Origin of the sequence: Pseudomonas sp. THAF187a, assembly GCF_009363395.1 — a bacterium.
GTDB lineage: Bacteria > Pseudomonadota > Gammaproteobacteria > Pseudomonadales > Pseudomonadaceae > Aquipseudomonas > Aquipseudomonas khazarica.
In genome coordinates this window covers 4,556,019-4,578,046 of the sequence record NZ_CP045349.1, presented here as the reverse complement: position 1 = coordinate 4,578,046, position 22,028 = coordinate 4,556,019, and the positions used below count along the sequence as shown (strand labels likewise).

Here is a 22,028-nt window from a genome sequence, read left to right as displayed (position 1 = left end):
ATGGATCGTAAGGCGGCTTTTTGATTGGTTTTCCGATCAATGCTGCCTTGAAAAACACTGTGGCAAATCGACGCAAGCCCTCTGCGGCGGTGCTTTGCGCGAAGTGGCACAGGAATCGCTATTGCAGCGCCCGACCCCGTTTCGCAAAACAACGCATAAAGGGCCTGCTGATGAGTATTGCTGCATTCAAGATCGCCAATAAGCTGCTGACCGGCCAGGGCGCCGTCGAACAGCTGGCGAGCGAACTGCCCCGCCTGAAGATCAGCAACCCGCTGATCGTCACCGACACCATCCTGATCAAGTCCGGTACGGTCGAGCATGTCCTCGGGCAACTGGGGGAAATGGCCTATGGCATCTTCGACGGTGTCGAACCGGAGCCGGAGATCGCCATCGTCGAGGCCTGTGCCAAGGTCTATCGCGAGGGTGGCCACGACGGCCTGATCGGCGTGGGCGGTGGCAGCGCCATCGATATCGCCAAGGCCGTGGCCGGCTATGTGGGCCATGACGGCGCGCTGGAAGAGCTGTTCGGCGTCGACCAGGTCAAGCGCAAGGGCCCGCCGCTGATCGCCATCCCGACCACCGCCGGCACCGGCTCGGAAGTGACCAATGTGTCGATCCTGTCCGACAAGCAGGCGCAACTGAAGAAGGGCATCGTCAGCGACTACCTGCTGCCCGACGTGGCGCTGGTCAGCCCGGTGATGACCCTGACCTGTCCGCGCGGCGTCACTGCGGCCAGCGGTGTCGACGCACTGGTGCATGCGGTGGAGTCGTACCTGTCGGTCAATGCCTCGCCGATCACCGACGCGCTGGCCATTGGCGCCATCAAGCTGATCGCCAGGGCTCTGCCCAAGGCCTACGCCAACCCCGCCGACCTGGCCGCGCGCGAGGACATGGCCACCGCCAGCCTGATGGCCGGCATGGCCTTCGGCAATGCGGGGGTCGGTGCGGTGCACGCCCTGGCCTATCCGCTGGGCGGGCGTTTCAACATCGCCCACGGGGTCAGCAATGCCTTGCTGCTGCCTTATGTGATGGCCTGGAACAAGCTGGCCTGCGTCGAACGCATGGCGGAAATCGCCACCGCCCTGGGCGTGCAGACCCACGGCCTGAGCGACAAGGCGGCCGCCGATCTGGCGGTCGAGACCATGGCCGAGCTGTGCGCCAGCGTCGACATTCCCAAGGGCATGCGCAGCTTCGGTGTGCCCGAAGACGCCATCCCGGCCATGGCCGAAGAGGCCAGCCGGATCGACCGCCTGATGCGCAACAACCCGCGTCGCCTGACTGCCGGCGACATCGAGCAGATCTACCGCGCCGCCTACTGAGCGCTGCGCGACAACCGCTGAAAGGCCCCAGCCTGCTGGGGCCGGCTGACTACAACTCTAATAAGGCTGGGTGACTCACATGTCCGAACTGCATCAATCCGAACTGGGCGCGGAAGCACCTTACTGGCCGCTGGGGCCATTCAAGGTGCGTCTGCCGTTCATTCATTACCGCTTCGAAGCCTCCGACTACATGCAGGGCCTGCTCATGTGTGCGGTGGACCTGGCGGCGATTCCGCTGATGACCGAATTCCTCGGCATGCCGTTCGAGGTCGCGCTGGCGGTGGTCATGCTCAATGGCTTGCTCTACCTCGTGCACCACCTGCTCGGCGATCCGGTGGTGCCCGGCTGGATCACCCCGGCGATTCCCCTGCTGATGGCCTATTGCAGCCAGTTCCCGGAGGGGCCGGAGCGGGTTCACGCGTTGATCGCCTTCCAGTTGATGCTGGGGGTGTTCTCCATCGGCCTGGGGATGACGGGCATGGCGCGCAAGGTGGTGTCGCTGGTGCCCTCGGCGCTCAAGGCCGGCATCATCATGGGCGCCGGCCTGAGTGCGGTGGTCACGGTGTTCAAGGAAGGCGGCCGCTTCGACAGCTTCCCCTGGACCATCTCCATCGCGGTGGGCATCGCCTTCTACCTGGTGTTCTCCATGCACTTCCAGGAGCTGAAGAAGCGCAGCCGCTTCTGGTGGAACTTCGCCAAGCTGGGCATCTTCCCGATCATCCTGCTGGCGGTGTTCGTTGCGCCGATCTTCGGCGAGGCACCGTGGCCGAAGATCGAGTGGGGCATCAGCCAGCCGGACTTCGCCACGCTGTGGCGCGAATACACCGTGTTCGGTCTCGGCATGCCGCCGCTGATGATGTTCGTCACTGCCATCCCCACCGTGCTGGCTGCCTACCTGGTGGTGTTCGGCGACGTGCTGGGGGCCAGGGCGATCCTCTCCGAGGCCGACCATGTGCGCCGTGACGAGAAGGTCGATTTCAACCCCGACCGCTCGCACCTGATCTTCGGCGGGCGCAACGCCTTCATGAGCATCTTCGGCCCGGACGTGGCCATGTGCGGCCCGCAGTGGTCGGCGATGCAGGTGGTGATCACCGAGCGCTTCAAGGGCGGCGCCAAGGCCATGAAATCCATCTACGGTGGCGTCGGCTGGTTCCGCTGGGGCACCAACACCGGCTTGCTGCTGCTGCCGGTGGTGACCCTGTTGCAGCCGATTCTCGGTGTGGCGCTGGCGCTGACCCTGCTGATCCAGGGCTACGTCAGCGTACGCCTGGGCATCATGGAAGCCCGCAGCCAGCGTGACCTGGGGATCGCCGGGGTGATCGGCGCGGTGCTGGCGATCAAGGGCGCCGGCTGGGCCTTCGCCATCGGCGTCGGCCTCTGCGCGCTGATCTACGGCGCGCGGATGTTCCGTGGCGAGAACGACCAGACCTTCACCAAGGATCTGCCACCGGCCGAGTGATTCCTTCCTAACCGACCTGCCGGAGGCCGTGCGCCTCCGGCTGCAGGAGCCATGCATGAAACTGATCGATGCTGATTTGCTGCGTCACCAGGCCTACGTCGATGGCCAGTGGTGCGATGCCGACGAGGGCGCGACCACGGAAATCTTCAATCCCGCCAACGGCGCGTCGCTGGGCCGTGTGCCCAACATGGGCGCGGGCGAGACCCGTCGCGCCATCGACGCGGCGCAGGTCGCTCAGGTGGCCTGGCGCGCACTGACCGCCAAGGAACGCGCGGCGCGTTTGCGCGCCTGGTACGAGCTGATGCTGGCCAACCAGGAAGACCTGGCGCAGATCATGACCGCCGAGCAGGGCAAGCCGCTGGGCGAGGCGCGGGGCGAGGTGCTGTATGCCGCGTCCTTCATCGAATGGTTCGCCGAGGAGGCCAAGCGTGTCTATGGCGACACCATCCCCGGCCACCAGCCGGACAAGCGCCTGATCGTGACCAAGGAGCCGGTCGGCGTGGCGGCGGCGATCACCCCCTGGAACTTCCCGGCGGCGATGATCACCCGCAAGGCCGGGCCGGCACTGGCCGCCGGTTGCGCCATGGTGCTCAAGCCGGCGCCGCAGACCCCCTTCAGTGCCCTGGCCCTGGCCGTGCTGGCCGAGCGCGCGGGTATCCCGGCGGGCCTGTTCAGCGTGCTGCCGGCCGATGCCGAGCGCTCCCGCGAGGTCGGTGGCGAGCTGTGCGCCAATCCGGTCGTGCGCAAGCTGTCGTTCACCGGCTCGACCGGCGTCGGCATCAAGCTGATGGAGCAATGCGCGCCGACGCTGAAGAAGCTGTCGCTGGAGCTGGGGGGCAACGCGCCGTTCATCGTCTTCGACGATGCCGACCTGGATGCGGCGGTCGAGGGTGCCATGGTCGCCAAGTACCGCAATGCCGGGCAGACCTGCGTCTGTGCCAACCGCATCTACGTGCAGGACGCCGTGTATGACGCCTTCGCCGAGAAGCTGGCGGCGGCGGTGGCCAGGCTCAAGGTCGGACAGGGCGTCGAGGCAGGGGTGACCACCGGGCCGCTGATCGATGGCAACGCCGTGGCCAAGGTGCAGAGCCACCTGGCGGATGCGCTGGAGAAGGGCGCCAGGGTGGTGCAGGGCGGCAAGGCGCTGGGTGGCAACTTCTTCGAGCCGACCGTGCTGGTCGACGTGACGCCGCAGATGCGCGTGGCCCGCGAGGAAACCTTCGGTCCGCTGGCGCCGCTGTTCCGCTTCAGCGACGAAGCCGAGGTGGTGCGCCAGGCCAACGACACCGAGTTCGGCCTGGCCGGCTACTTCTATACCCGCGATCTGGGCCGCGCTTTCCGCGTGGGTGAGGCGCTGGAGTACGGCATGGTCGGCATCAATACCGGGCTGATCTCCAACGAGGTGGCGCCGTTCGGTGGCATGAAGGCCTCCGGGCTGGGCCGCGAAGGCTCCAGGTACGGGCTGGATGAGTACCTGGAAATCAAATACCTCTGCCTCGGCGGTATCTGAGTCGGGGCGCGCAGGTGGGAGGGGCTTCGGCCGCGGCGGCTACCGGCCCGAACGTCCAGCGCTTGCCGCTGAAGCGCCTCCCGGCGTGCAGTGCTTGTGACTATCTGGCAGCGGCGTCCTCGGGCGGCGCTGCCAGATGAGGCTCGAGCCGCTACAATGCCCGCCACCGTGATCAAGCACTCAGAGGTGCGCCATGCAACCCTTCGCCATCGCCCCGTCGATCCTGTCCGCCGACTTCGCCCGCCTGGGCGAGGAAGTGGATAACGTGCTCGCCGCCGGGGCGGACATCGTCCACTTCGATGTCATGGACAATCACTACGTACCCAACCTGACCATCGGCCCGATGGTCTGCTCGGCGCTGCGCAAGTACGGCATCACCGCGCCGATCGACGCCCACCTGATGGTCAAGCCGGTGGATCGCATCATCGGTGACTTCATCGAGGCCGGCGCCTCGTACATCACCTTCCACCCGGAAGCCAGCGAGCACATCGACCGCTCGCTGCAACTGATCAAGGCCGGTGGCGCCAAGGCCGGCCTGGTGTTCAACCCGGCCACGCCGCTGGACGTGCTCAAGTACGTGATGGACAAGGTCGACATGATCCTGCTGATGAGCGTCAACCCGGGCTTCGGCGGGCAGAAGTTCATCCCCGGCACCCTCGACAAGCTGCGCGAGGCGCGCGCGCTGATCGACGCCAGCGGTCGTGAGATCCGCCTGGAGATCGACGGCGGCGTCAACGTGCAGAACATTCGCGAAATCGCCGAGGCGGGCGCCGATACCTTCGTCGCCGGCTCGGCGATCTTCAACCAGCCGGACTACAAGGCCGTGATCGATGCCATGCGTGCCGAGCTGGCCCAGGTGCGTGGATGAAACCGCTGCGCGAGCTGTGCGGCGGCGAGCTGCCGCGGCTGGTGATGTTCGACCTGGACGGCACGCTGATCGACTCGGTGCCGGACCTGGCCGCCGCCGTCGACCGCATGCTGGTCGAGCAGGGGCGTGCTCCGGCGGGTATCGAGAAGGTTCGTGACTGGGTCGGCAACGGTGCCCGTGTGCTGGTGCGACGCGCCCTGGCCGATGGCCTGGAGCATGCGGCGGTGACAGAGGCCGCGACGGAAGAGGCGCTGGCGCGCTTTCTCGAGATCTACGCCGATTGCCATGAGCTGACGGCGCTCTATCCCGGCGTGCACGAGCTGCTCGAGGCCCTGAGCACGGCGGCCGTGGAACTGGCGGTGGTGACCAACAAGCCGGAGCGCTTCGTTGCACCGCTGCTGGAGCAGGTCGGTCTGGGGGGGTACTTCCGCTGGATCATCGGCGGCGACACCCTGCCGCAGCAGAAGCCCGACCCGGCCGCGCTGCTGCAGGTGATGCACCTGGCGGGTGTCGACGCCGGGCAGTCGTTGTTCGTCGGGGATTCGCGCAGCGACGTGCTGGCCGCGCGTGCTGCCAGCGTGCCGTGCGTGGCGGTGAGCTACGGCTACAACCACGGGCGCCCCATCGACGAGGAGCAGCCGAGCCTGGTCGTGGATAGCCTCGCCGAACTGCTGTAGGGGGGGCGCCGCATCGATCCACTGCGGTGAGCTTGCCGGTGGGCGGTCGGGCCGTGGCGGGTGAGGCGGCTGTCCGGCTGGCGCAGGCGCGGATTCATCGCTGATTCCGTGGAGAGGTCCGCTCCTGCAACGCTATCGCCTTACCCGGCTTGCAGCCTGTAGTGTGTAGCTGCTACCTTGGCCGCTCTCCTTATTCCCCCGCCTGTCGAGATCGCACCGTGGTGGTTAGCTGCAAACTCTGGATGAAAGTCATCAAGGCTCTGGCCCGCTGGCGCTGGCGCGCCTGATTTTTTCCTGCCGCTGCGCGCGGCCCGTTTGCACCCGACCGTTTTCCCCGAGCCATGAGGCTGATCATGACCCATGAAGAATTCCTGCGTTTAGCCGGCGAAGGCTACAACCGCATTCCCCTGGCCTGCGAAACCCTGGTGGATTTCGACACGCCCCTGTCCATCTACCTGAAGCTGGCCGATGCGCCGAACTCCTACCTGCTCGAATCGGTGCAGGGCGGCGAGAAGTGGGGGCGTTATTCGATCATCGGCCTGCCGGCGCGTACCGTGTTGCGCGTGCACGGCCATGACGTCGTGGTGAGCACCGACGGCGTCGAGGTCGAGCGTCAGCAGAGTGCCGACCCGTTGGCGTTCGTCGAGCAGTTCAAGGCGCGCTACAAGGTGCCGACCATCGCCGGCCTGCCGCGTTTCAACGGTGGCCTGGTGGGCTACTTCGGCTACGACAGCGTGCGCTATGTCGAGCAGAAGCTGGCCAGCTGCCCGAATCCGGACCCGCTGGGTACGCCGGATATCCTGCTGATGGTGTCCGACGCCGTGGTGGTGTTCGACAACCTGGCGGGCAAGATGCACGCCATCGTCCTGGCCGACCCCGATGAGGCGGATGCATTCGAGCAGGGCCATGCGCGCCTGCGCGAGATCCTGCACAAGCTGCGTCAGCCGATCACCCCGCGCCTCGGCGTGGACCTCGCTGCGCCACAGGGCGAGGAGCCGGCGTTCCGCTCCAGCTACAGCAAGGGTGACTACGAATCGGCGGTCAGTGCGATCAAGGAATACATCCTGGCCGGCGACTGCATGCAGGTGGTGATCTCCCAGCGCATGACCATCGGCTTCCAGGCCGCGCCCATCGATCTGTATCGCGCGCTGCGTTGCATCAACCCGACGCCGTACATGTACTTCTTCAACTTCGGCGACTTCCACGTGGTCGGCAGCTCGCCGGAAGTGCTGGTACGGGTCGAGGATGGCCTGGTCACCGTGCGCCCGATCGCCGGTACCCGGCCGCGTGGTGCCACCGAAGAGGCTGACCTGGCGCTGGAGCAGGACCTGCTCGGCGATGCCAAGGAGGTCGCCGAACACCTGATGCTGATCGACCTGGGCCGCAACGATACCGGCCGTGTGTCGCAGATCGGCTCGGTCAAGCTCACCGAGAAGATGGTCATCGAACGTTATTCCAACGTCATGCACATCGTCTCCAACGTCACCGGCCAGCTCAAGCCCGAGCTGTCGGCGGTGGATGCGCTGCGCGCGATCCTGCCGGCGGGCACCCTGTCCGGGGCGCCGAAGATCCGCGCCATGGAAATCATCGACGAGCTGGAGCCGGTCAAGCGCGGCGTCTACGGCGGTGCGGTCGGTTACTACGCCTGGAACGGCAACATGGACACTGCCATCGCCATCCGCACCGCGGTGATCAAGGATGGCGAGCTGCATGTACAGGCTGGCGCCGGTATCGTCGCCGATTCGGTGCCTGCCCTGGAGTGGGAAGAAACCCTGAACAAGCGCCGCGCGATGTTCCGCGCCGTTGCGCTGGCTGAACAGACCGCTCCCCAGGCTCAGGAATAAGAGGCGCCGCACCATGCTTTTGATGATCGACAACTACGACTCCTTTACCTACAACGTCGTGCAGTACCTGGGTGAACTGGGCGCCGACGTGCATGTGATTCGCAACGACGAACTCAGCGTGGCCGAGATCGAGGCGCTCAAGCCCGAGCGCATCGTGGTCTCGCCGGGGCCGTGCACGCCCAGCGAAGCGGGGGTGTCCATCGAGGCCATCCTGCATTTCGCCGGCAAGCTGCCGATCCTGGGCGTGTGCCTGGGCCACCAGAGCATCGGCCAGGCCTATGGCGGCGACGTGGTGCGTGCGCGCCAGGTGATGCACGGCAAGACCAGCCCGGTGTTCCACGAGGACAAGGGGGTGTTCGCCGGCCTCAACAAGCCGCTCACCGTGACCCGCTATCATTCCCTGGTGGTCAAGCGCGAGACCTTGCCTGACTGCCTGGAAATCACCGCCTGGACCCAGCACGACGACGGCTCGGTCGACGAGATCATGGGCCTGCGCCACAAGACCCTGAACATCGAAGGCGTGCAGTTCCACCCCGAGTCCATCCTGACCGAGCAGGGCCACGAACTGTTCGCCAACTTCCTCAAGCAGACCGGAGGCGTGCGCGCATGAACATCAAGGAAGCCCTCAACCGGATCGTCGCCCAGCTCGATCTGACCACCGAGGAAATGCAGGCGGTGATGCGCGAGATCATGACCGGCCAGTGCACCGACGCCCAGATCGGCGCCTTCCTCATGGGCATGCGCATGAAGAGCGAGACCATCGACGAGATCGTCGGTGCTGCCAGTGTGATGCGTGAGCTGGCCTCCCCGGTGGTGATCGACGCCGAGCGCATGGTCGATACCTGCGGCACCGGCGGCGACGGCATGAACGTGTTCAACGTCTCCACCGCTGCGGCATTCGTCGTCGCGGCTGCCGGTGGCAAGGTGGCCAAGCATGGCAACCGCGCGGTGTCCGGCAAGAGCGGCAGTGCCGATCTGCTCGAGGCAGCCGGGGTCTACCTGGGGCTCAAGCCCGAACAGGTGGCGCGTTGCGTGGAAAGCGTCGGGGTCGGCTTCATGTTCGCCCCTGCCCATCACGGGGCGATGAAGCACGCCATCGGCCCCCGTCGCGAACTGGGGCTGCGGACCATCTTCAACATGCTCGGCCCGATGACCAACCCGGCGGGTGCCCGGCATCAGGTGATCGGCGTGTTCAGCCTGGCGCTGTGCCGGCCGATGGCCGAGGTGCTGCAGCGTCTGGGTAGCCAGCACGTACTGGTGGTGCATGCGCAGGACGGCCTGGACGAGATCAGCCTGGCTGCACCGACCTTCGTCGCCGAGCTGAAGGATGGGGCGGTCAGCGAGTACCGCATCCAGCCAGAGGATTTCGGCATCAAGAGCCAGAGCCTGATCGGCCTGACCGTCGACAACGCCGAGCAGTCGCTGGAGCTGATTCGCGACGCGCTGGGTCGACGCAAGACCGAGAATGGACAGAAGGCGGCCGATATGATCGTCCTCAATGCCGGTGCGGCGCTGTACGCCGCCGACCATGCCAGTACCCTGAACGAAGGCATGCAGCTCGCGCATGACGCCCTGCACACCGGACTGGCGCGCGAGAAGCTGGAGGAGCTGGTGTCCTTTACCGCGGTATTCAGACAGGAGAACGAAGGGTGAGCGTACCAACCGTACTGGAGAAGATCGTTGCCCGTAAGTTCGAGGAAGTGGCGGCGCGCCGCGCGCAGGTCAGCCTCGCCGAACTCGAGGTCGCAGCCCGCAGCGCCGACGCACCGCGCGGTTTCGCCCGCGCACTGCTGGAGCAGGCTGCGCGCAAGCAGCCGGCAGTGATTGCCGAGGTGAAGAAGGCATCGCCGAGCAAGGGCATCCTGCGCGAGGACTTCATCCCGGCCGACATCGCCCGCAGCTACGAGGCCGGCGGCGCTACCTGCCTGTCGGTGCTGACCGATATCGACTTCTTCCAGGGTGCCGACCAGTACCTGCAGCAGGCCCGTGCGGCCTGCACGCTGCCGGTGATCCGCAAGGACTTCATGGTCGATCCGTATCAGATCGTCGAAGCCCGCGCCCTGGGCGCCGACTGCGTACTGTTGATCGTCTCCTGCCTGGATGACGTGCGCATGGCCGAACTGGCCTCGGTGGCCAAGGATGTTGGTCTCGATGTGCTGGTGGAGGTGCATGACGGCGACGAACTTGAGCGCGCCCTGACCACCCTCGATACGCCCCTGGTCGGTATCAACAACCGCAACCTGCACACCTTCGAGGTCAGCCTGGAAACCACGCTCGACCTGCTGCCACGTATCCCAAGGGATCGCCTGGTGGTGACCGAGAGCGGCATCCTCAACCGGGCCGATGTCGAGCTGATGGAGATCAGCGAGGTGTACGCCTTCCTGGTCGGCGAAGCCTTCATGCGCGCGCAGGAGCCGGGCGTGGAGCTGCAGCGCCTGTTCTTTCCCGAGCGCGGGCGGGCCACGGTGATCGGCAAGGATCCCGACTAGGACGCATGAAAAAGCCGGCTCAGAGCCGGCTTTTTTCATTGCGTGGCGTGCTCAGCGAGTGCCGAACACCACCATGGTCTTGCCCTTGACGTGCACCAGCCCCTGTTCCTCCAGGGACTTGAGCACGCGACCGACCATCTCGCGGGAGCAGCCGACGATGCGGCCGATTTCCTGGCGAGTGATCTTGATCTGCATGCCGTCCGGGTGGGTCATGGCGTCCGGCTGCTTGCACAGGTCGAGCAGGGTGCGCGCGACACGGCCGGTCACGTCGAGGAAGGCCAGGTCGCCGACCTTGCGCGTGGTGTTGCGCAGGCGTTCGGCCATCTGGCTGCCGAGGGCGAAGAGAATGTCCGGGTCTTGCTGGGTCAGTTCGCGGAACTTGGTGTAGCTGATTTCCGCGACCTCGCATTCGGTCTTGGCGCGTACCCAGGCACTGCGCTCCTTCTCCGTGCCTTCTTTCTCGAACAGGCCCATTTCACCGAAGAAGTCGCCGGCATTGAGGTAGGCGATGATCATCTCGCGGCCGTCGTCGTCCTCGATGAGGATGGTGACCGAACCTTTGACGATGAAGAACAGGGTTTCGCAACGATCACCTGCGTAGATGATGGTGCTTTTCGCGGTGTAGCGACGGCGATGACAGTGCGCGAGCAACTTGTCGAGATGTTTGATTTTTGGTGTAAGGGTAATAGCGACCATGCCCGAGTCCCGAATATAGAAAAGTAGGCCTTTGTCCAACAGGCAATTTCTTATTAGTTATCCGGCCAAGTGTGCCAGCAATCCGGCGCCAGCTTAACAGACGCACAAAATGAAGGGTGTTTTTTGTGACCTGCCTAACACAGCCTAGTGGAACTTTGACGCTTGGCGCGTGCATCAGGATGTCGCGGGGCTGTGCTAACCTGCGTGCCTTTGCAAAGCAACGGAGCCTGGATAGATGAAAGCGCGCGTGCAGTGGGCCGGCGAAGCCCTGTTTCTCGGGGAATCCGGTAGTGGCCATGCCGTGGTCATGGACGGCCCGCCCGAGGCCGGAGGTCGCAACCTGGGCATCCGTCCGATGGAGATGCTGCTGATCGGCCTGGGTGGCTGCAGCAACTTCGATGTCGTCAGCATCCTGCGCAAGGGGCGCCAGCCGGTGGAGAGCTGCGAGGTGTTCCTCGATGCCGAGCGCGCAGGCGAGGAGCCCAAGGTGTTCACCAGGATTCACCTGCACTTCGTGGTCAAGGGGCGTGGCTTGAAAGAGGCTCAGGTCAAGCGTGCCGTAGAGCTGTCGGCGGAGAAATACTGCTCGGCTTCGATCATGCTGGGCCGTGCCGGTGTCGACATCAGCCACGACTACGAAATCGTCGAGCTGGGCTGAGCGGGTTTCGCGTGATACGACGAGGGCGCCCATGGGCGCCCTCGTTCATTCAGATGCGGTAGGTGCTCTTGGTCATGACCTTCGATAGCAGGGTCATGCCGAACTTGACCGGCGCCGGGAAGCGTACACCGCCGGCTGCAAGCGCGCTGTTGGCGTGCTGCTGCTCGTCGATGCGCATCTGCTCGAGAATGGCGCGCGACTTGGCGTCATGTTCGGGAATCTGCTCCAGGTGTTCGTCCAGGTGCTTGCAGACCTGATCCTCGGTGGCGGCGACGAAGCCCAGGCTGACCCGGTCGCTGACCAGGCCGGCAACGGCGCCCACGCCGAAGGACAGCCCGTAGAACAGCGGGTTGAGCACGCTCGGGTGGCTACCCAGTTCGCGGATACGCTGCTCGCACCAGGCCAGGTGGTCGATTTCCTCATCGGCCGCGTGCTCCATGGCGCTGCGCACCTCCGGCAGCTTGGCCGTCAGCGACTGTCCCTGATACAGCGCCTGGGCGCAGACTTCACCGGTGTGGTTGATGCGCATCAGCCCGGCGACGTGGCGCGACTCCTCGCTGCTCAGCTCCGCCTCGTTCTGCACCACGGCGGGTGAGGGGCGAGCCGATGCGCCGCTGAAGGGCAGTAGGGTGCGCAGGGCGGCATCGGCCTGCAGCAGCAGGCGATCGACGGGGGAATACTGGCGTTCGCTGGCCATGGGGCACCTCCAGAAGGAACAACGCGCCTAGTCTACTGCAAAGTGGCCGGGGCGTCCGGGGTCAGGGCAACTCGCGCAGGACGCGAAAGCCCAGGGCGTAGTCGCGGTGGTGCAGCTGCTTGAGGTCGCGCATGCTGCTGCGCAGGTAGCTCGGGCCGCTGTTCCAGGCACCGCCGCGTACCACGCGCGGGCTGTCGTCGAGCAGGCCGGCACTCTGCGTTTCGCTGCCGTCGAAGCGCTGGGTGAAGCGCGACGCGGTCCATTCCCAGACATTGCCCGCCGTGTCGCTCAGGCCGAAGCCGTTGGCGGGGAACTGGCCCACGGCGGCGGTCTTGTTGCGCAACAGGCGTGATGTCGCGCAGCCACGGCAGTGGGCGCGCGGCGCCTGCTCGCTGCTGTCCAGTTCATCGCCCCACCAGTAGTAGCTCGGGCTACCGCCGCGAGCGGCATATTCCCACTCCGCCTCGGTCGGCAGGCGGTAGCGGGCGCCGCTCTGGCGCGACAGCCATTGCGTATAGGCATGCGCGTCGCGCCAGGACACGTGGATCACCGGGCGCCGTGCGGAGAGGCCCCAGCCCTCGTTGTCGGGCATGGGCAGGTTGGCGGCTTCGGCATAGCGCTGCCAGTCGGCGAAGGTGACCTCGTAGCGGCCGATGGCGAAGGGCGCGGCGAAGGTCACGGTGCGTGGCGGGCGCTCGTTGTCGTTGCCCCGGCCGCTGCCATCGCCCAGCTGGAACTGCCCGGCGGGGATGACCACCAGTTCGGGCCCTGTGCCGCCGCTGGCCAGTGTATCGCTGATCGGCTCGCTGGCGAACGCCGGCAGGGCCAGCAGCGCCAGGCCGGCGAGGCCGAGGGATAGCTGCCGTGTCACAGCGCGTGCGATCAGCACTTGCATGGCAGGTTGCCTGCGGCGACGATCTGCGTGTTTAGACGGTCCATGCGGCGAGCTCCCGATTCTGCCAAATCGCGGATGTTAACCTTGCTCGCCGGGCAGACCCAACCTCACAAGGAGCAGGTGTTGAAGAACGATATTCACGATCTGGGGCTGGTGCTGGACTCGAAGGTCAAGCTGATCGTCATCGAGTCCTGGGACGAGCTGCGCGTTCTGGAGACCCTGACAGGGCTGGCGATCAAGCGCGGCCTGGGCTTGCACACCTGGTCGGTGACCGAAGGCCTGCAGCGCCTCGGCTTCGGTGGCGCGGCGGTGGACGAGTCGCCCACCCTGGAGCCGGATGCCGCGTTGCGCCTGATCAAGGTCGATCCGCAGCCCAACCTGTACGTGATGTGCGATCTGCACCCATTCCTCGATGACAACCCTCGTCTGGTGCGCTTGCTCAAGGAGATCGCCATGAGCGAGGGGGCGCACAAGCCGACGCTGGTACTGGTGTCGCACGCGCTCAAGCTGCCGGCCGAGGTGCAGCGTTATGCTGCGCGCTTCAGCCTGGCGCTGCCGTCCGAGGACGAACTGCTCGGCATCGTGCGTGACGAGGCGACGCGCTGGAGCGAAGGGAACCGCGGGGCGCGGGTGCGCACCGACAATCGCACGCTGCAGCAGGTGGTCAAGAACCTGCGCGGCCTCAGCCATGCCGAGGCGCGTGCGTTGGCACGCAACGTGATCTGCGACGACGGGGCGATCACCCAGGAAGATATCCCCGAGCTGAACAAGACCAAGTTCCAGCTGCTCGATCTGGAAGGCGTGCTCAGCTTCGAGTACGACACCGCACGCTTCGCGGAAGTCGGTGGCCTGGTCAACCTCAAGCGCTGGCTGGCGGAGCGGCAGGCCGGTTTCCTCGAGGGCAAGCAGCTCGACGCGCCCAAGGGGGTGATGCTGGTCGGCGTGCAGGGCGGCGGCAAGAGCCTCGCTGCCAAGGCGGTGGCCGGTCTCTGGGGGCTGCCGTTGCTGCGCCTGGACTTCGCCTGCCTGTACAACAAGTTCTTCGGCGAGACCGAGCGCAACCTGCGTGAGGCGCTGCGCCTGGCTGAACAGATGGCCCCCTGCGTGCTGTGGATGGACGAGGTGGAGAAGGGCCTGGCCAGTGGTGACCATGATGGCGGGGTCAGCCAGCGGGTGCTCGGCACCCTGCTGACCTGGATGTCCGAGCGCAAGGCACCGGTGTTCGTCGTGGCCACGGCCAATGCCATCGACCGCCTGCCGCCCGAGCTGGTGCGCAAGGGGCGTTTCGACGAGCTGTTTTTCGTCGACCTGCCGAGTGCCGAGGTCCGCGCCGAGATCTTCCGCATCCACCTGCAGCGCCGCGAGCTGGATCCTGCCGGGTTCGACCTGGCACAACTGGCGGCGGCCAGCGAGGGTTACTCCGGCGCGGAGATCGAGCAGGCGGTGGTCAGTGCGCTGTACGCCGGTCAGGCGCAACAGCAGTCGGTCGACCAGGCGCTGGTGGTGCGTGTGCTGCAGGGCACGGCGCCGCTGTCGGTGGTGATGGCCGAGCGGCTGGCGGCGCTGCGTGACTGGGCGGACGGCAGAACGGTCAACGCGGGCTGACGTCGGGCTGTCGCGAACGGCTCAGGCGCCAGTGAAGGGGCGGGTCAGGCGTGCGCTGATCTTGCGCACCAGCCAGCGCGGCGCCAGGCGCGGGCTCATTGCCAGCAGGCGGTTGCGCCAACCGGGAATGATCAGGGCGCGGTCTTTCTGCAGGGAGCGCACGGTGAGCAGCGCCACTTCCTCGGCGCTCATCATCAGCCTGCTGCCGGCGAGGCGGCTGACGTCCATCCGCGCCGAGCGGAAGAATGCACTGTGCGTCGGCCCGGGGCAGAGGACGGAAACCCGGACGCCACGCGCGCGCAACTCCTCGCGCAGGCCTTCGGAAAAGTGCAGGACATAGGCCTTGCTGGCGTAGTAGCTGCTCATCCAAGGGCCCGGCTGGAACGCCGCGACCGATGCCACGTTGAGAATCTGTCCGCCGCCCTGTTCGGCCATGCGCTGACCGAGGGCATGGCAGAGGCGGGTCAAGGCCAGGACGTTGACTTCCAACTGCTCCTGCTCGCGGCCCCAGTCCTGTTCGAGGAACGGGCCGGCACAGCCCAGGCCGGCGTTGTTCACCAGCAGGTCGATGTGCCACTGGCCCTGTTCCAGTTCGATCAGCAGCCCGGACAGCTGCAGTGGCTCGCTCAGGTCGCAGAGCCGGAACAGCACTTCGACGCCGAAGCGCTGTGCCAGCTCGCAGGCGATGCTTTCCAGGGCTTCACGCCGGCGCGCCACCAGGATCAGGTTGCGCCCACGACGCGCCAGGGCTTCGGCCATGGCCAGGCCGATGCCGCTGGATGCGCCGGTAACCAATGCATAGCTGCGCATGATGGGGCGTCAACGATCCCGTCTGTAGGCCGACACTAGCCGAGGTAGCCCTGGTAGGCAGGCAGGGCGATGGCCGCGACGATGCCCGCGATCGGTACCAGCAGGAACAGCCAGGCCAGGACCTTGACCCCGGTGCTGTTGGGCGGTGGCGGCGGACCGTAGCGGTTGACGCCCTGAGTACCCGGAATGATCAACATGAGCAGGGCAAACACGCTGCCGACGACGGGGACGAAGTTGAGCAGCCAGAGCCAGCCCGACCAGCCCATGTCATGCAGGCGCTGCACGCCGATGAACACGCTGATCACGATCATGGCAATGACCGCGATACCCAGTAGCAGCCCGCCAAGAGTGCCGGAAATGGCCGATGCGCCCGCGAACAGCGCCATCAGCGGCAGGGAGCAGAGCAGCATGGCCATGGTCCAGCCGAGGTAGCGCACGCGGCCGATACGGCCGTTGACGCTGAATACCTTGAGTTCGGAATACTCGGGCAGTGCCTCCGCGACATTGGCCTGCGGCGGTGCATAAGGGGAGGCGCCAGTGGCATCTGCAACCTGCGCCGGGGCGGCTTCGGCCAGCTGGGCCTGGCGAGCGAGGTACTTCTCGATGATGATGCCGCAGGCGGAGCATTCGCTGGCCTTGGCCTGTTCATGCCCACACTTGGGGCAGTTCATGCGGGCGCTATCTACCGGCTCCGCCTCGGATTCTTCTTCGGTGGGCACCAGGCTCAGGCTGGCGCTCTGGTCCAGTTCCTTGCGCACGTTGGCGCCGGCCTTCTGCAGGGCGTTGAGGTACTGGTTCGCCTCGTGTTCCTCGAGGTCGCGCTTGAGTGCCACCGGGGTGCCGCTGAACAGGCTGTCGATGCGGGCCGCATCGCTCTTGAACAGGCGGGCCAGATTGTCCTTGACCGTTTCCAGTGTGGTCTCCGGCATCAGTTGGCCATCGAACACTATCTTGTAGCGCGGTTGGTTCATGCGAGCTTCCTTGTCTGCTGGAAGGTAGAAGTGGGCTAAGCCTAGAGCGACGCGAGGCCAATATACAAGCGGCCTGAGCTGCACGCGACGGGCAATGTTCAGGCGTTGCCTATTGTGCTCCAGCGGCCCACCAGCTGGCCGCGGCGTAGTAGACGTATTTCGCTGAAGTCGGCCAGCAGGCCCTCGCTGACGGCGGGGCGCAGGAACACCCAGTCCCCGCTGCCCAGTTGCGTGCCTGCGCTGCCGATCAGGCGTTCCTGGTTGGCGCTGCGGCCATACAGGGGGTCGTAGTCGAGGCCTTGTGGCGAAACGGGTTGCGCTGGCCAGCGGCCACCGTACAGGTAGTAGGCGCGCTGCCGGTTCGGGTTCCAGGCGCTGATCGCCGGCTGCAGCGGCTGCAGGTAGGGCAGGGCGCCGTCAACCGCCTTGAGTACCGGCGCAGCGATCCACAAGGCCGGCTGGTGCGCCTGTAGCAGCGCGGTATCGAAGTCCGCAGGCTTGAGCAGGGCGGAACCGACGGCGACTTCATTGAGTACACTGGCCTGCTGGCTGTGGAGGGGGTAGGTCAGGCTGCCGCCGCCGTTGAGCAGGGGCAGCGCCGGCCACCGCTTGTCGAGCGAGCGTACGCTGTCGATGAACGCGCGATAGCGCGCATCGCTGTCGGCGAAGGCTTGCTGCTGGCGCACCCAGGGCGGGCTGTGGGCGACATGGGCGTCGTAGCCCATCAGGCCGCGGCACTGCAGCTGCGGGTAGCGGGCAAGTTGCTGCACGGCCTGGTTGAGTGCCTGCGGGCTGGCGAAGCCGCCACGCTGCAGGCCGACATCGATTTCCAGCGCGATGCGCAACGGCTGGTTCAGCGCCTTGGCCAGCTCGGCGTACTGCACCAGGCGCTGTTCGCTGTCGATCAGCCAGGTCACCTGGCGCGCCGCGTCGAAAGTCAGGTGCTGTGGCAACTGGCGGTGGAAGTTCAGGGCCGCCTCGACGGGCAGCGGCTTGCCCAGCAGCAGGTCGGCCTGGGGGAAACTCTTGGCCAGACGATTCAGCTGAGGTTGCTGAAAGACCATGAAACGCTGGGTCTGCAGGCGCTTGCCCAGGTACTCCAGCAGGCCACTGCTGGCCAGCGACTTGGTCACCAGGCGCAACGCGAGGCGCTCCGGCAGGCGGGCGGCGAGCAGGTCGGCATTGGCGTCCAGCCGGTCGAGGTCGAGCAGCAGAGTGGGCAGGCCATCGCCATCCTGCTGCAGCTGCCGATTGAGCGCGGCGAAATAGGCGTCATGCACCTGCCCCCGGTCATGCGGGCGCAGTGCCCAGCCGCCGAGCAGGCCCAGCGCTCCCAGGCCGAGCAGGTGACGGCGTTTCATCGTGGCCAGCGTTGCCCCAGTTGCTGGCTGCGGGCGACTGCCGCGCGGTACTCGCCGTCGAGTCGTGCCACCAGCTCCTGTACCGATGGCAGGTCATCGATGGCGCCAACCCCCTGGCCGGCTGACCATACGGTTTTCCACGCCTTGGCCTCGTCATCCATCGGCTTGAGTTTCTCGCCGTAGTTGATGCTGGCCTTGTTCTGCAACTGATTCAGGTCGTAACCCGCCTGTTCCAGGCTCTGGCGCATGAAGCTGGCCGGCACGCCGGAGACGGCGGGTGTGTGGATGATGTCGGCGGCGCGGGCGCCGAGGATCATGTCCCGGTAGGCGGCAGGGGCGTCGTTCTGCGTGGTGGCGATGAAGCGTGTGCCCATGTAGGCCAGGTCCGCGCCCAGCAACTGGGCGGCGAGAATCTCGTGGCCGTGGTTGAGGCAGCCGGACAGCAGCACGGTCTTGTCGAAGAACTGACGGATCTCGGCCAGCAGCGCGAAGGGGCTCCAGGTGCCCGCATGGCCACCTGCGCCCGCAGCTACCGCGATCAGCCCGTCGACGCCGGCCTCTGCGGCCTTCTCGGCGTGGCGGCGGGTGGTCACGTCATGGAACACCAGGCCGCCATAGCCATGCACGGCGTCGACCACTTCCTTCACCGCGCCCAGGCTGGTGATGACGATCGGCACGCGGCGCTCGACGCAGATGGCCAGGTCGGTCTGCAGTCGTGGGTTGCTCTGGTGCACGATCAGGTTGACGGCGAAGGGCGCGGCGTCGGGCTGCAGGCTGGCGCTAATCTCGTCGAGCCAGGCGGCGAAACCGCTGCTTTCACGCTGGTTGAGCGCCGGAAAGCTGCCGACGATGCCGCTGTTGCAGCAGGCGCTGACCAGTGCCGGGTTGGATACCAGAAACATCGGAGCGGCTACCAGGGGCAGACGCAGGCGTTGCTCGAGCAGAGTAGGCAGAGACATGGTGGTTTCCTCAGAAGGGGCGGACGACGACCAGAATGACGATGCCCAGCAGAGCCAGCACCGGCGCTTCGTTGAACCAGCGATAGAACACATGGCTGCGGCTGTTCTCACCCCGCGCGAAGCGCTTCAGCTGAGCGCCGCACAGGTGGTGATAGATGACCAGGGCGACCACCAGTGTCAGCTTGGCGTGCATCCAGCCCTGGGAGAAATAGTAGGAAGGGTTGAGGCTCAGCAGCCAGATGCCCAGGCCCAGTGTCGCGATCATCGACGGCAGCATGATGCCGCGGTAGAGCTTGCGCTCCATCACGCAGAAGCGTTCATGGCTGGCGCTGTCGTCGCTCATCGCGTGATAGACGAACAGGCGCGGCAGATAAAACAGGCCGGCGAACCAGCAGACCACGGCAATGATGTGCAGGGCCTTGAGCCAGAGATAGAGCATTTGCGTGTCTCATGCTGAAAATTGCCCCGATAGTAGAGGCAGGCAACGCTTTACGTCACCTCTGCGGTTGGAGCTTGGCCGATGCGGCTTTATCATCGGCAACTTTCCAATGGCTTTTGTGAAGGGGCATGTGATGATCAAGGTCGGTATCGTCGGCGGCACGGGTTACACCGGTGTCGAACTGCTGCGTCTGCTGGCGCAACACCCGCAGGCTGAAGTGACCGTCATCACTTCCCGTTCCGAAGCCGGCCTGCGTGTCGACGAGATGTACCCCAACCTGCGCGGCCACTACCCGGACCTGGCATTCAGCGTGCCGGACGTCGCCACCCTGGGCGCCTGCGATGTGGTGTTCTTCGCCACGCCCCACGGTGTGGCCCATGCCCTGGCCGGTGAACTGCTGGCTGCCGGCACGCGAGTGATCGACCTGTCCGCCGACTTCCGTCTGCAGGATGCCGAGGAGTGGGCCAAGTGGTACGGCCAGCCGCACGGCGCGCCGGAGCTGCTGAGCGAGGCGGTGTATGGCCTGCCCGAGGTCAACCGTGAGGCGATCAAGGCGGCGCGTCTGATCGCCGTGCCGGGTTGCTACCCGACGGCCACCCAGCTTGGCCTGATCCCGTTGCTGGAGGCCGGGCTGGCAGACACCGGCAGTCTGATTGCCGACTGCAAGAGTGGTGTCAGCGGCGCCGGGCGTGGCGCCAGCGTCGGCTCGCTGTTCTGCGAGGCCGGCGAAAGCATGAAAGCCTACTCGGTCAAAGGCCATCGCCACCTGCCGGAAATCCGCCAGGGGCTGCGCCTGGCTGCGGGCAGCGACGTCGGCCTGACGTTCGTCCCGCACCTGACACCGATGATCCGTGGCATTCACGCCACCCTGTATGCGCGCGTGGCCGACACCTCGGTGGATCTGCAGGCACTGTTCGAGAAGCGCTATGCGGGCGAGCCGTTCGTCGACGTGATGCCGGCCGGCAGCCACCCGGAAACCCGCAGCGTGCGCGGCGGCAATGTCTGCCGGATCGCGCTGCATCGGCCTCAGGGCGGTGACCTGGTGGTGGTGCTGTCGGTCATCGACAACCTGGTCAAGGGGGCTTCCGGCCAGGCAGTGCAGAACATGAACATCCTCTTCGGCCTCGACGAGCGCCTCGGTCTGTCGCACGCGGCTCTGTTGCCGTGACAGCGGGTTGGGAAGTTCGCCTCAGCGATCCGCGCCGTGATCGTCGACGTCGCTGGTCGCTGTTGCTGCTGGTGCTCGCGCTGCCAGCGGCATTCGCCCTGGGCTGGTACTGGCCGCAGGCTGCGCCGCAGCAGAGCCCGGAGCAAACGCAGGCGCTGCTGACGCGCCTGGCCGAGCAGGACCAGGAACTGGAGCTGCTGCGCCAACGCCTGGCGGTGGTGGGCAGCAGCGACAAGGTGAGTCAGCAGGCGATCGAACAGAACCGCCTGACCATCAAGCTGCTCGAGGAGCAGATCTTCAAGCAGCAGCAGGACCTGGCCTTCTACAAGGGCGTGCTGGCGCCTGCCAGTCGCCGCGAAGGCCTGCGCATTCGCACGTTTGAGCTGCAAGCCACGGACGTACCTCGGCGTTTCCGCTACAAATTGCTGATGAGCCGAGTCGGCGCCAGTGACGAGGCGCTGCAGGGGAAAATGCGTGTCACCGTCGAGGGTCGGCAGGGGGGTAAAACCGCCTCTCTGGCGCTGTCGACGTTGTCCGATGACGTGAGTGAAAACCCCATCCCATTTTCCTTCAAGCATTTCCAGTCCTTTCCCGAGGCTGGCCGCTTCGGTGAATTGCAGCTGCCTGAAGGCTTCGAGCCGCTTCAGGTCAAGGTTCAGGCGGAAGTCGAAGGCGACAAGCCGCTGAACCGTACGTTCGAATGGATCAAATCAGGAGTTATGACCCCCCATGTGGAGTAAAGACAAGGCCAAACCCGACCTGCAGCGTTTCAGCGGCAAGACCAGCCTGATCGCTGCCGGTGCCGAGCTGGTGGGCGACATGCGCTTTCAGGGCGCGGTGCAGGTGGACGGCAAGGTCACCGGAAACCTGCTGGCCACCGAAGGGCTGGTTCGTGTCAGTGTGGGTGGGCTGGTTGAAGGAGAGGTGCGGGCCCCCCATATCGTCATCGACGGCGAAGTGATCGGCGACGTGTTCGCCAGTGGTCATCTCGAACTGGGTGCGCGTTCGCGTGTGCGTGGCAATCTGCACTATGCCCTGATGGAAATGGCCATGGGGGCGCAGATCGAAGGTCGCCTTCACCATCTCAAGGACGGCGACAAGCCGCTTGAGCTGCCAGCCTTGGTAGATGCCGAGCAATAGTTGACCGATTTTGTAGGGCAAGCGGATAATGCATGCCCAACGCAGTATGGCGCATGGCGCCGGGAGTTCAGCATGAGCGTCGAAACCTTCACCCCTGCCCCTTTGCACTTCACCCAGGGTGCGGCCAGCAAGGTGAAGACCCTGGTCGATGAAGAAGGCAATCCGCGTCTGAAGTTGCGCGTGTTCGTCACGGGCGGTGGCTGCTCGGGCTTTCAGTACGGCTTCACCTTCGATGAAGACGTTGCCGAGGATGACACCATCGTCGAGCGCGAGGGCGTCAGCCTGGTGGTCGATGCCATGAGCTTCCAGTATCTGGTCGGCTCCGAGGTCGATTACCAGGAAGGGCTCGAGGGTTCGCGCTTCGTGATCAAGAACCCCAATGCCACCACGACCTGTGGCTGTGGTTCGTCCTTCTCGATCTGAGCACCTGGCCAGACGAAAAACGCCGCGCTCGATGCGCGGC

22 protein-coding genes and 1 pseudogene are annotated in these 22,028 nt (G+C 65.7%); 15 read left to right on the top strand and 8 right to left on the bottom strand.

Annotation, left to right across the window (positions count from 1 at the left end; all coding sequences use genetic code 11):
• Window positions 1-170 precede the first annotated feature (170 nt).
• The 9 genes and pseudogenes from FIV02_RS21420 (at window position 171) to trpC (ending at window position 10,166) form a co-directional block, all read left to right on the top strand.
• Window positions 171-1,319: an iron-containing alcohol dehydrogenase gene (locus tag FIV02_RS21420; protein WP_152489722.1), complete on the top strand. Its 1,149-nt coding sequence runs from the start codon at window positions 171-173 to the stop codon at window positions 1,317-1,319.
• Window positions 1,320-1,398: 79 nt separating this feature from the next.
• Window positions 1,399-2,778 carry a membrane protein gene (locus tag FIV02_RS21415; protein WP_047589098.1) on the top strand — a complete coding sequence of 460 codons (1,380 nt, stop codon included), beginning with the start codon at window positions 1,399-1,401 and terminating at the stop codon, window positions 2,776-2,778.
• Window positions 2,779-2,833: 55 nt separating this feature from the next.
• On the top strand, window positions 2,834-4,288 hold the full coding sequence (gene gabD / locus FIV02_RS21410) for an NADP-dependent succinate-semialdehyde dehydrogenase (protein WP_152489721.1): 1,455 nt from the start codon (window positions 2,834-2,836) through the stop codon (window positions 4,286-4,288).
• Between the two features lie 193 nt (window positions 4,289-4,481).
• Window positions 4,482-5,156, top strand: a complete 675-nt coding sequence (gene rpe, locus FIV02_RS21405; protein WP_013717380.1) for a ribulose-phosphate 3-epimerase — start codon at window positions 4,482-4,484, stop codon at window positions 5,154-5,156.
• Window positions 5,153-5,937: pseudogene (locus tag FIV02_RS21400) on the top strand (phosphoglycolate phosphatase). The gene rpe and the pseudogene FIV02_RS21400 overlap by 4 nt, the downstream one beginning before the upstream one ends.
• Window positions 5,938-6,186: 249 nt before the next feature.
• On the top strand, window positions 6,187-7,677 hold the full coding sequence (gene trpE, locus FIV02_RS21390; protein ID WP_152489719.1) for an anthranilate synthase component I: 1,491 nt from the start codon (window positions 6,187-6,189) through the stop codon (window positions 7,675-7,677).
• Window positions 7,678-7,690: 13 nt separating this feature from the next.
• Window positions 7,691-8,287, top strand: a complete 597-nt coding sequence (locus FIV02_RS21385) for an aminodeoxychorismate/anthranilate synthase component II (protein ID WP_037054979.1) — start codon at window positions 7,691-7,693, stop codon at window positions 8,285-8,287.
• Entirely contained in the window at window positions 8,284-9,330 is a 1,047-nt protein-coding gene (gene trpD / locus FIV02_RS21380) for an anthranilate phosphoribosyltransferase (RefSeq protein ID WP_152489718.1), read from the top strand. The genes FIV02_RS21385 and trpD overlap by 4 nt, the downstream gene beginning before the upstream one ends.
• Window positions 9,327-10,166, top strand: a complete 840-nt coding sequence (gene trpC / locus FIV02_RS21375) for an indole-3-glycerol phosphate synthase TrpC (RefSeq protein ID WP_152489717.1) — start codon at window positions 9,327-9,329, stop codon at window positions 10,164-10,166. Before trpD ends, trpC begins: the two co-directional genes overlap by 4 nt.
• A gap of 51 nt (window positions 10,167-10,217) precedes the next feature.
• Here the strand turns inward: trpC and crp are convergent, their stop codons facing one another.
• The gene (gene crp, locus FIV02_RS21370; RefSeq protein ID WP_037054974.1) at window positions 10,218-10,862 is read right to left on the bottom strand and encodes a cAMP-activated global transcriptional regulator CRP; all 645 of its coding nucleotides are present in this window, start codon (window positions 10,860-10,862) and stop codon (window positions 10,218-10,220) included.
• Window positions 10,863-11,097: 235 nt separating this feature from the next.
• On the opposite strand from crp, the gene FIV02_RS21365 reads away from it, so the two are divergent.
• Window positions 11,098-11,520, top strand: coding sequence for an OsmC family protein (locus FIV02_RS21365; protein WP_037054973.1), 423 nt, complete (start codon window positions 11,098-11,100; stop codon window positions 11,518-11,520).
• 49 nt (window positions 11,521-11,569) lie between these two features.
• On the opposite strand, the gene coq7 is transcribed toward FIV02_RS21365, so the two are convergent.
• Both coq7 and FIV02_RS21355 read right to left on the bottom strand, forming a co-directional pair.
• A complete protein-coding gene (gene coq7 / locus FIV02_RS21360; RefSeq protein ID WP_037054971.1) occupies window positions 11,570-12,217 on the bottom strand; it encodes a 2-polyprenyl-3-methyl-6-methoxy-1,4-benzoquinone monooxygenase in 648 nt (215 codons plus the stop codon).
• Between the two features lie 61 nt (window positions 12,218-12,278).
• A complete protein-coding gene (locus FIV02_RS21355) occupies window positions 12,279-13,112 on the bottom strand; it encodes an SUMF1/EgtB/PvdO family nonheme iron enzyme (RefSeq protein WP_152489716.1) in 834 nt (277 codons plus the stop codon).
• A gap of 123 nt (window positions 13,113-13,235) precedes the next feature.
• Between FIV02_RS21355 and FIV02_RS21350 the strand changes: the two genes are divergently transcribed.
• Complete coding sequence (locus tag FIV02_RS21350) at window positions 13,236-14,717, top strand: AAA family ATPase (RefSeq protein ID WP_037054968.1); 1,482 nt, start codon at window positions 13,236-13,238, stop codon at window positions 14,715-14,717.
• A 21-nt stretch (window positions 14,718-14,738) separates the two neighbouring features.
• On the opposite strand, the gene FIV02_RS21345 is transcribed toward FIV02_RS21350, so the two are convergent.
• The 5 genes from FIV02_RS21345 to hemJ form a co-directional block, all read right to left on the bottom strand.
• Window positions 14,739-15,527 (bottom strand): SDR family oxidoreductase, encoded by a 789-nt coding sequence (locus FIV02_RS21345; RefSeq protein WP_152489715.1) that lies wholly within the window; start codon window positions 15,525-15,527, stop codon window positions 14,739-14,741.
• A gap of 35 nt (window positions 15,528-15,562) precedes the next feature.
• Complete coding sequence (locus FIV02_RS21340) at window positions 15,563-16,498, bottom strand: DUF805 domain-containing protein (RefSeq protein ID WP_152489714.1); 936 nt, start codon at window positions 16,496-16,498, stop codon at window positions 15,563-15,565.
• 98 nt (window positions 16,499-16,596) lie between these two features.
• Complete coding sequence (locus FIV02_RS21335; RefSeq protein WP_152489713.1) at window positions 16,597-17,859, bottom strand: alanine racemase; 1,263 nt, start codon at window positions 17,857-17,859, stop codon at window positions 16,597-16,599.
• Window positions 17,856-18,818, bottom strand: a complete 963-nt coding sequence (locus tag FIV02_RS21330; protein ID WP_152489712.1) for a nitronate monooxygenase family protein — start codon at window positions 18,816-18,818, stop codon at window positions 17,856-17,858. Before FIV02_RS21330 ends, FIV02_RS21335 begins: the two co-directional genes overlap by 4 nt.
• 10 nt (window positions 18,819-18,828) lie before the next feature.
• Window positions 18,829-19,257, bottom strand: coding sequence for a protoporphyrinogen oxidase HemJ (hemJ, locus tag FIV02_RS21325; protein ID WP_047586843.1), 429 nt, complete (start codon window positions 19,255-19,257; stop codon window positions 18,829-18,831).
• Between the two features lie 133 nt (window positions 19,258-19,390).
• Here hemJ and argC point away from each other — a divergent pair, with 133 nt between their 5' ends.
• The 4 genes from argC (at window position 19,391) to erpA (ending at window position 21,988) form a co-directional block, all read left to right on the top strand.
• Window positions 19,391-20,425 (top strand): N-acetyl-gamma-glutamyl-phosphate reductase, encoded by a 1,035-nt coding sequence (gene argC, locus FIV02_RS21320; protein ID WP_037054957.1) that lies wholly within the window; start codon window positions 19,391-19,393, stop codon window positions 20,423-20,425.
• Window positions 20,422-21,165 carry a DUF6776 family protein gene (locus FIV02_RS21315; protein WP_256663014.1) on the top strand — a complete coding sequence of 248 codons (744 nt, stop codon included), beginning with the start codon at window positions 20,422-20,424 and terminating at the stop codon, window positions 21,163-21,165. The genes argC and FIV02_RS21315 overlap by 4 nt, the downstream gene beginning before the upstream one ends.
• Window positions 21,155-21,565: a polymer-forming cytoskeletal protein gene (locus FIV02_RS21310; protein WP_037054952.1), complete on the top strand. Its 411-nt coding sequence runs from the start codon at window positions 21,155-21,157 to the stop codon at window positions 21,563-21,565. Before FIV02_RS21315 ends, FIV02_RS21310 begins: the two co-directional genes overlap by 11 nt.
• A 72-nt stretch (window positions 21,566-21,637) precedes the next feature.
• Complete coding sequence (gene erpA / locus FIV02_RS21305) at window positions 21,638-21,988, top strand: iron-sulfur cluster insertion protein ErpA (RefSeq protein ID WP_004373465.1); 351 nt, start codon at window positions 21,638-21,640, stop codon at window positions 21,986-21,988.
• The last annotated feature ends 40 nt before the right edge of the window (window positions 21,989-22,028 follow it).

Coding starts and splice junctions, on each gene's coding strand:
- gabD (WP_152489721.1), top strand. CDS start 2,834: ATGAAACTGATCGATGCTGATTTGCTGCGTCACCAGGCCTACGTCGAT.
- FIV02_RS21385 (WP_037054979.1), top strand. CDS start 7,691: ATGCTTTTGATGATCGACAACTACGACTCCTTTACCTACAACGTCGTG.
- FIV02_RS21345 (WP_152489715.1), bottom strand. CDS start 15,527: ATGCGCAGCTATGCATTGGTTACCGGCGCATCCAGCGGCATCGGCCTG.
- FIV02_RS21340 (WP_152489714.1), bottom strand. CDS start 16,498: ATGAACCAACCGCGCTACAAGATAGTGTTCGATGGCCAACTGATGCCG.
- erpA (WP_004373465.1), top strand. CDS start 21,638: ATGAGCGTCGAAACCTTCACCCCTGCCCCTTTGCACTTCACCCAGGGT.
- FIV02_RS21335 (WP_152489713.1), bottom strand. CDS start 17,859: ATGAAACGCCGTCACCTGCTCGGCCTGGGAGCGCTGGGCCTGCTCGGC.
- FIV02_RS21355 (WP_152489716.1), bottom strand. CDS start 13,112: ATGCAAGTGCTGATCGCACGCGCTGTGACACGGCAGCTATCCCTCGGC.
- argC (WP_037054957.1), top strand. CDS start 19,391: ATGATCAAGGTCGGTATCGTCGGCGGCACGGGTTACACCGGTGTCGAA.
- trpD (WP_152489718.1), top strand. CDS start 8,284: ATGAACATCAAGGAAGCCCTCAACCGGATCGTCGCCCAGCTCGATCTG.
- hemJ (WP_047586843.1), bottom strand. CDS start 19,257: ATGCTCTATCTCTGGCTCAAGGCCCTGCACATCATTGCCGTGGTCTGC.
- FIV02_RS21415 (WP_047589098.1), top strand. CDS start 1,399: ATGTCCGAACTGCATCAATCCGAACTGGGCGCGGAAGCACCTTACTGG.
- trpE (WP_152489719.1), top strand. CDS start 6,187: ATGACCCATGAAGAATTCCTGCGTTTAGCCGGCGAAGGCTACAACCGC.
- FIV02_RS21310 (WP_037054952.1), top strand. CDS start 21,155: ATGTGGAGTAAAGACAAGGCCAAACCCGACCTGCAGCGTTTCAGCGGC.
- rpe (WP_013717380.1), top strand. CDS start 4,482: ATGCAACCCTTCGCCATCGCCCCGTCGATCCTGTCCGCCGACTTCGCC.
- FIV02_RS21365 (WP_037054973.1), top strand. CDS start 11,098: ATGAAAGCGCGCGTGCAGTGGGCCGGCGAAGCCCTGTTTCTCGGGGAA.
- FIV02_RS21420 (WP_152489722.1), top strand. CDS start 171: ATGAGTATTGCTGCATTCAAGATCGCCAATAAGCTGCTGACCGGCCAG.
- FIV02_RS21330 (WP_152489712.1), bottom strand. CDS start 18,818: ATGTCTCTGCCTACTCTGCTCGAGCAACGCCTGCGTCTGCCCCTGGTA.
- crp (WP_037054974.1), bottom strand. CDS start 10,862: ATGGTCGCTATTACCCTTACACCAAAAATCAAACATCTCGACAAGTTG.
- coq7 (WP_037054971.1), bottom strand. CDS start 12,217: ATGGCCAGCGAACGCCAGTATTCCCCCGTCGATCGCCTGCTGCTGCAG.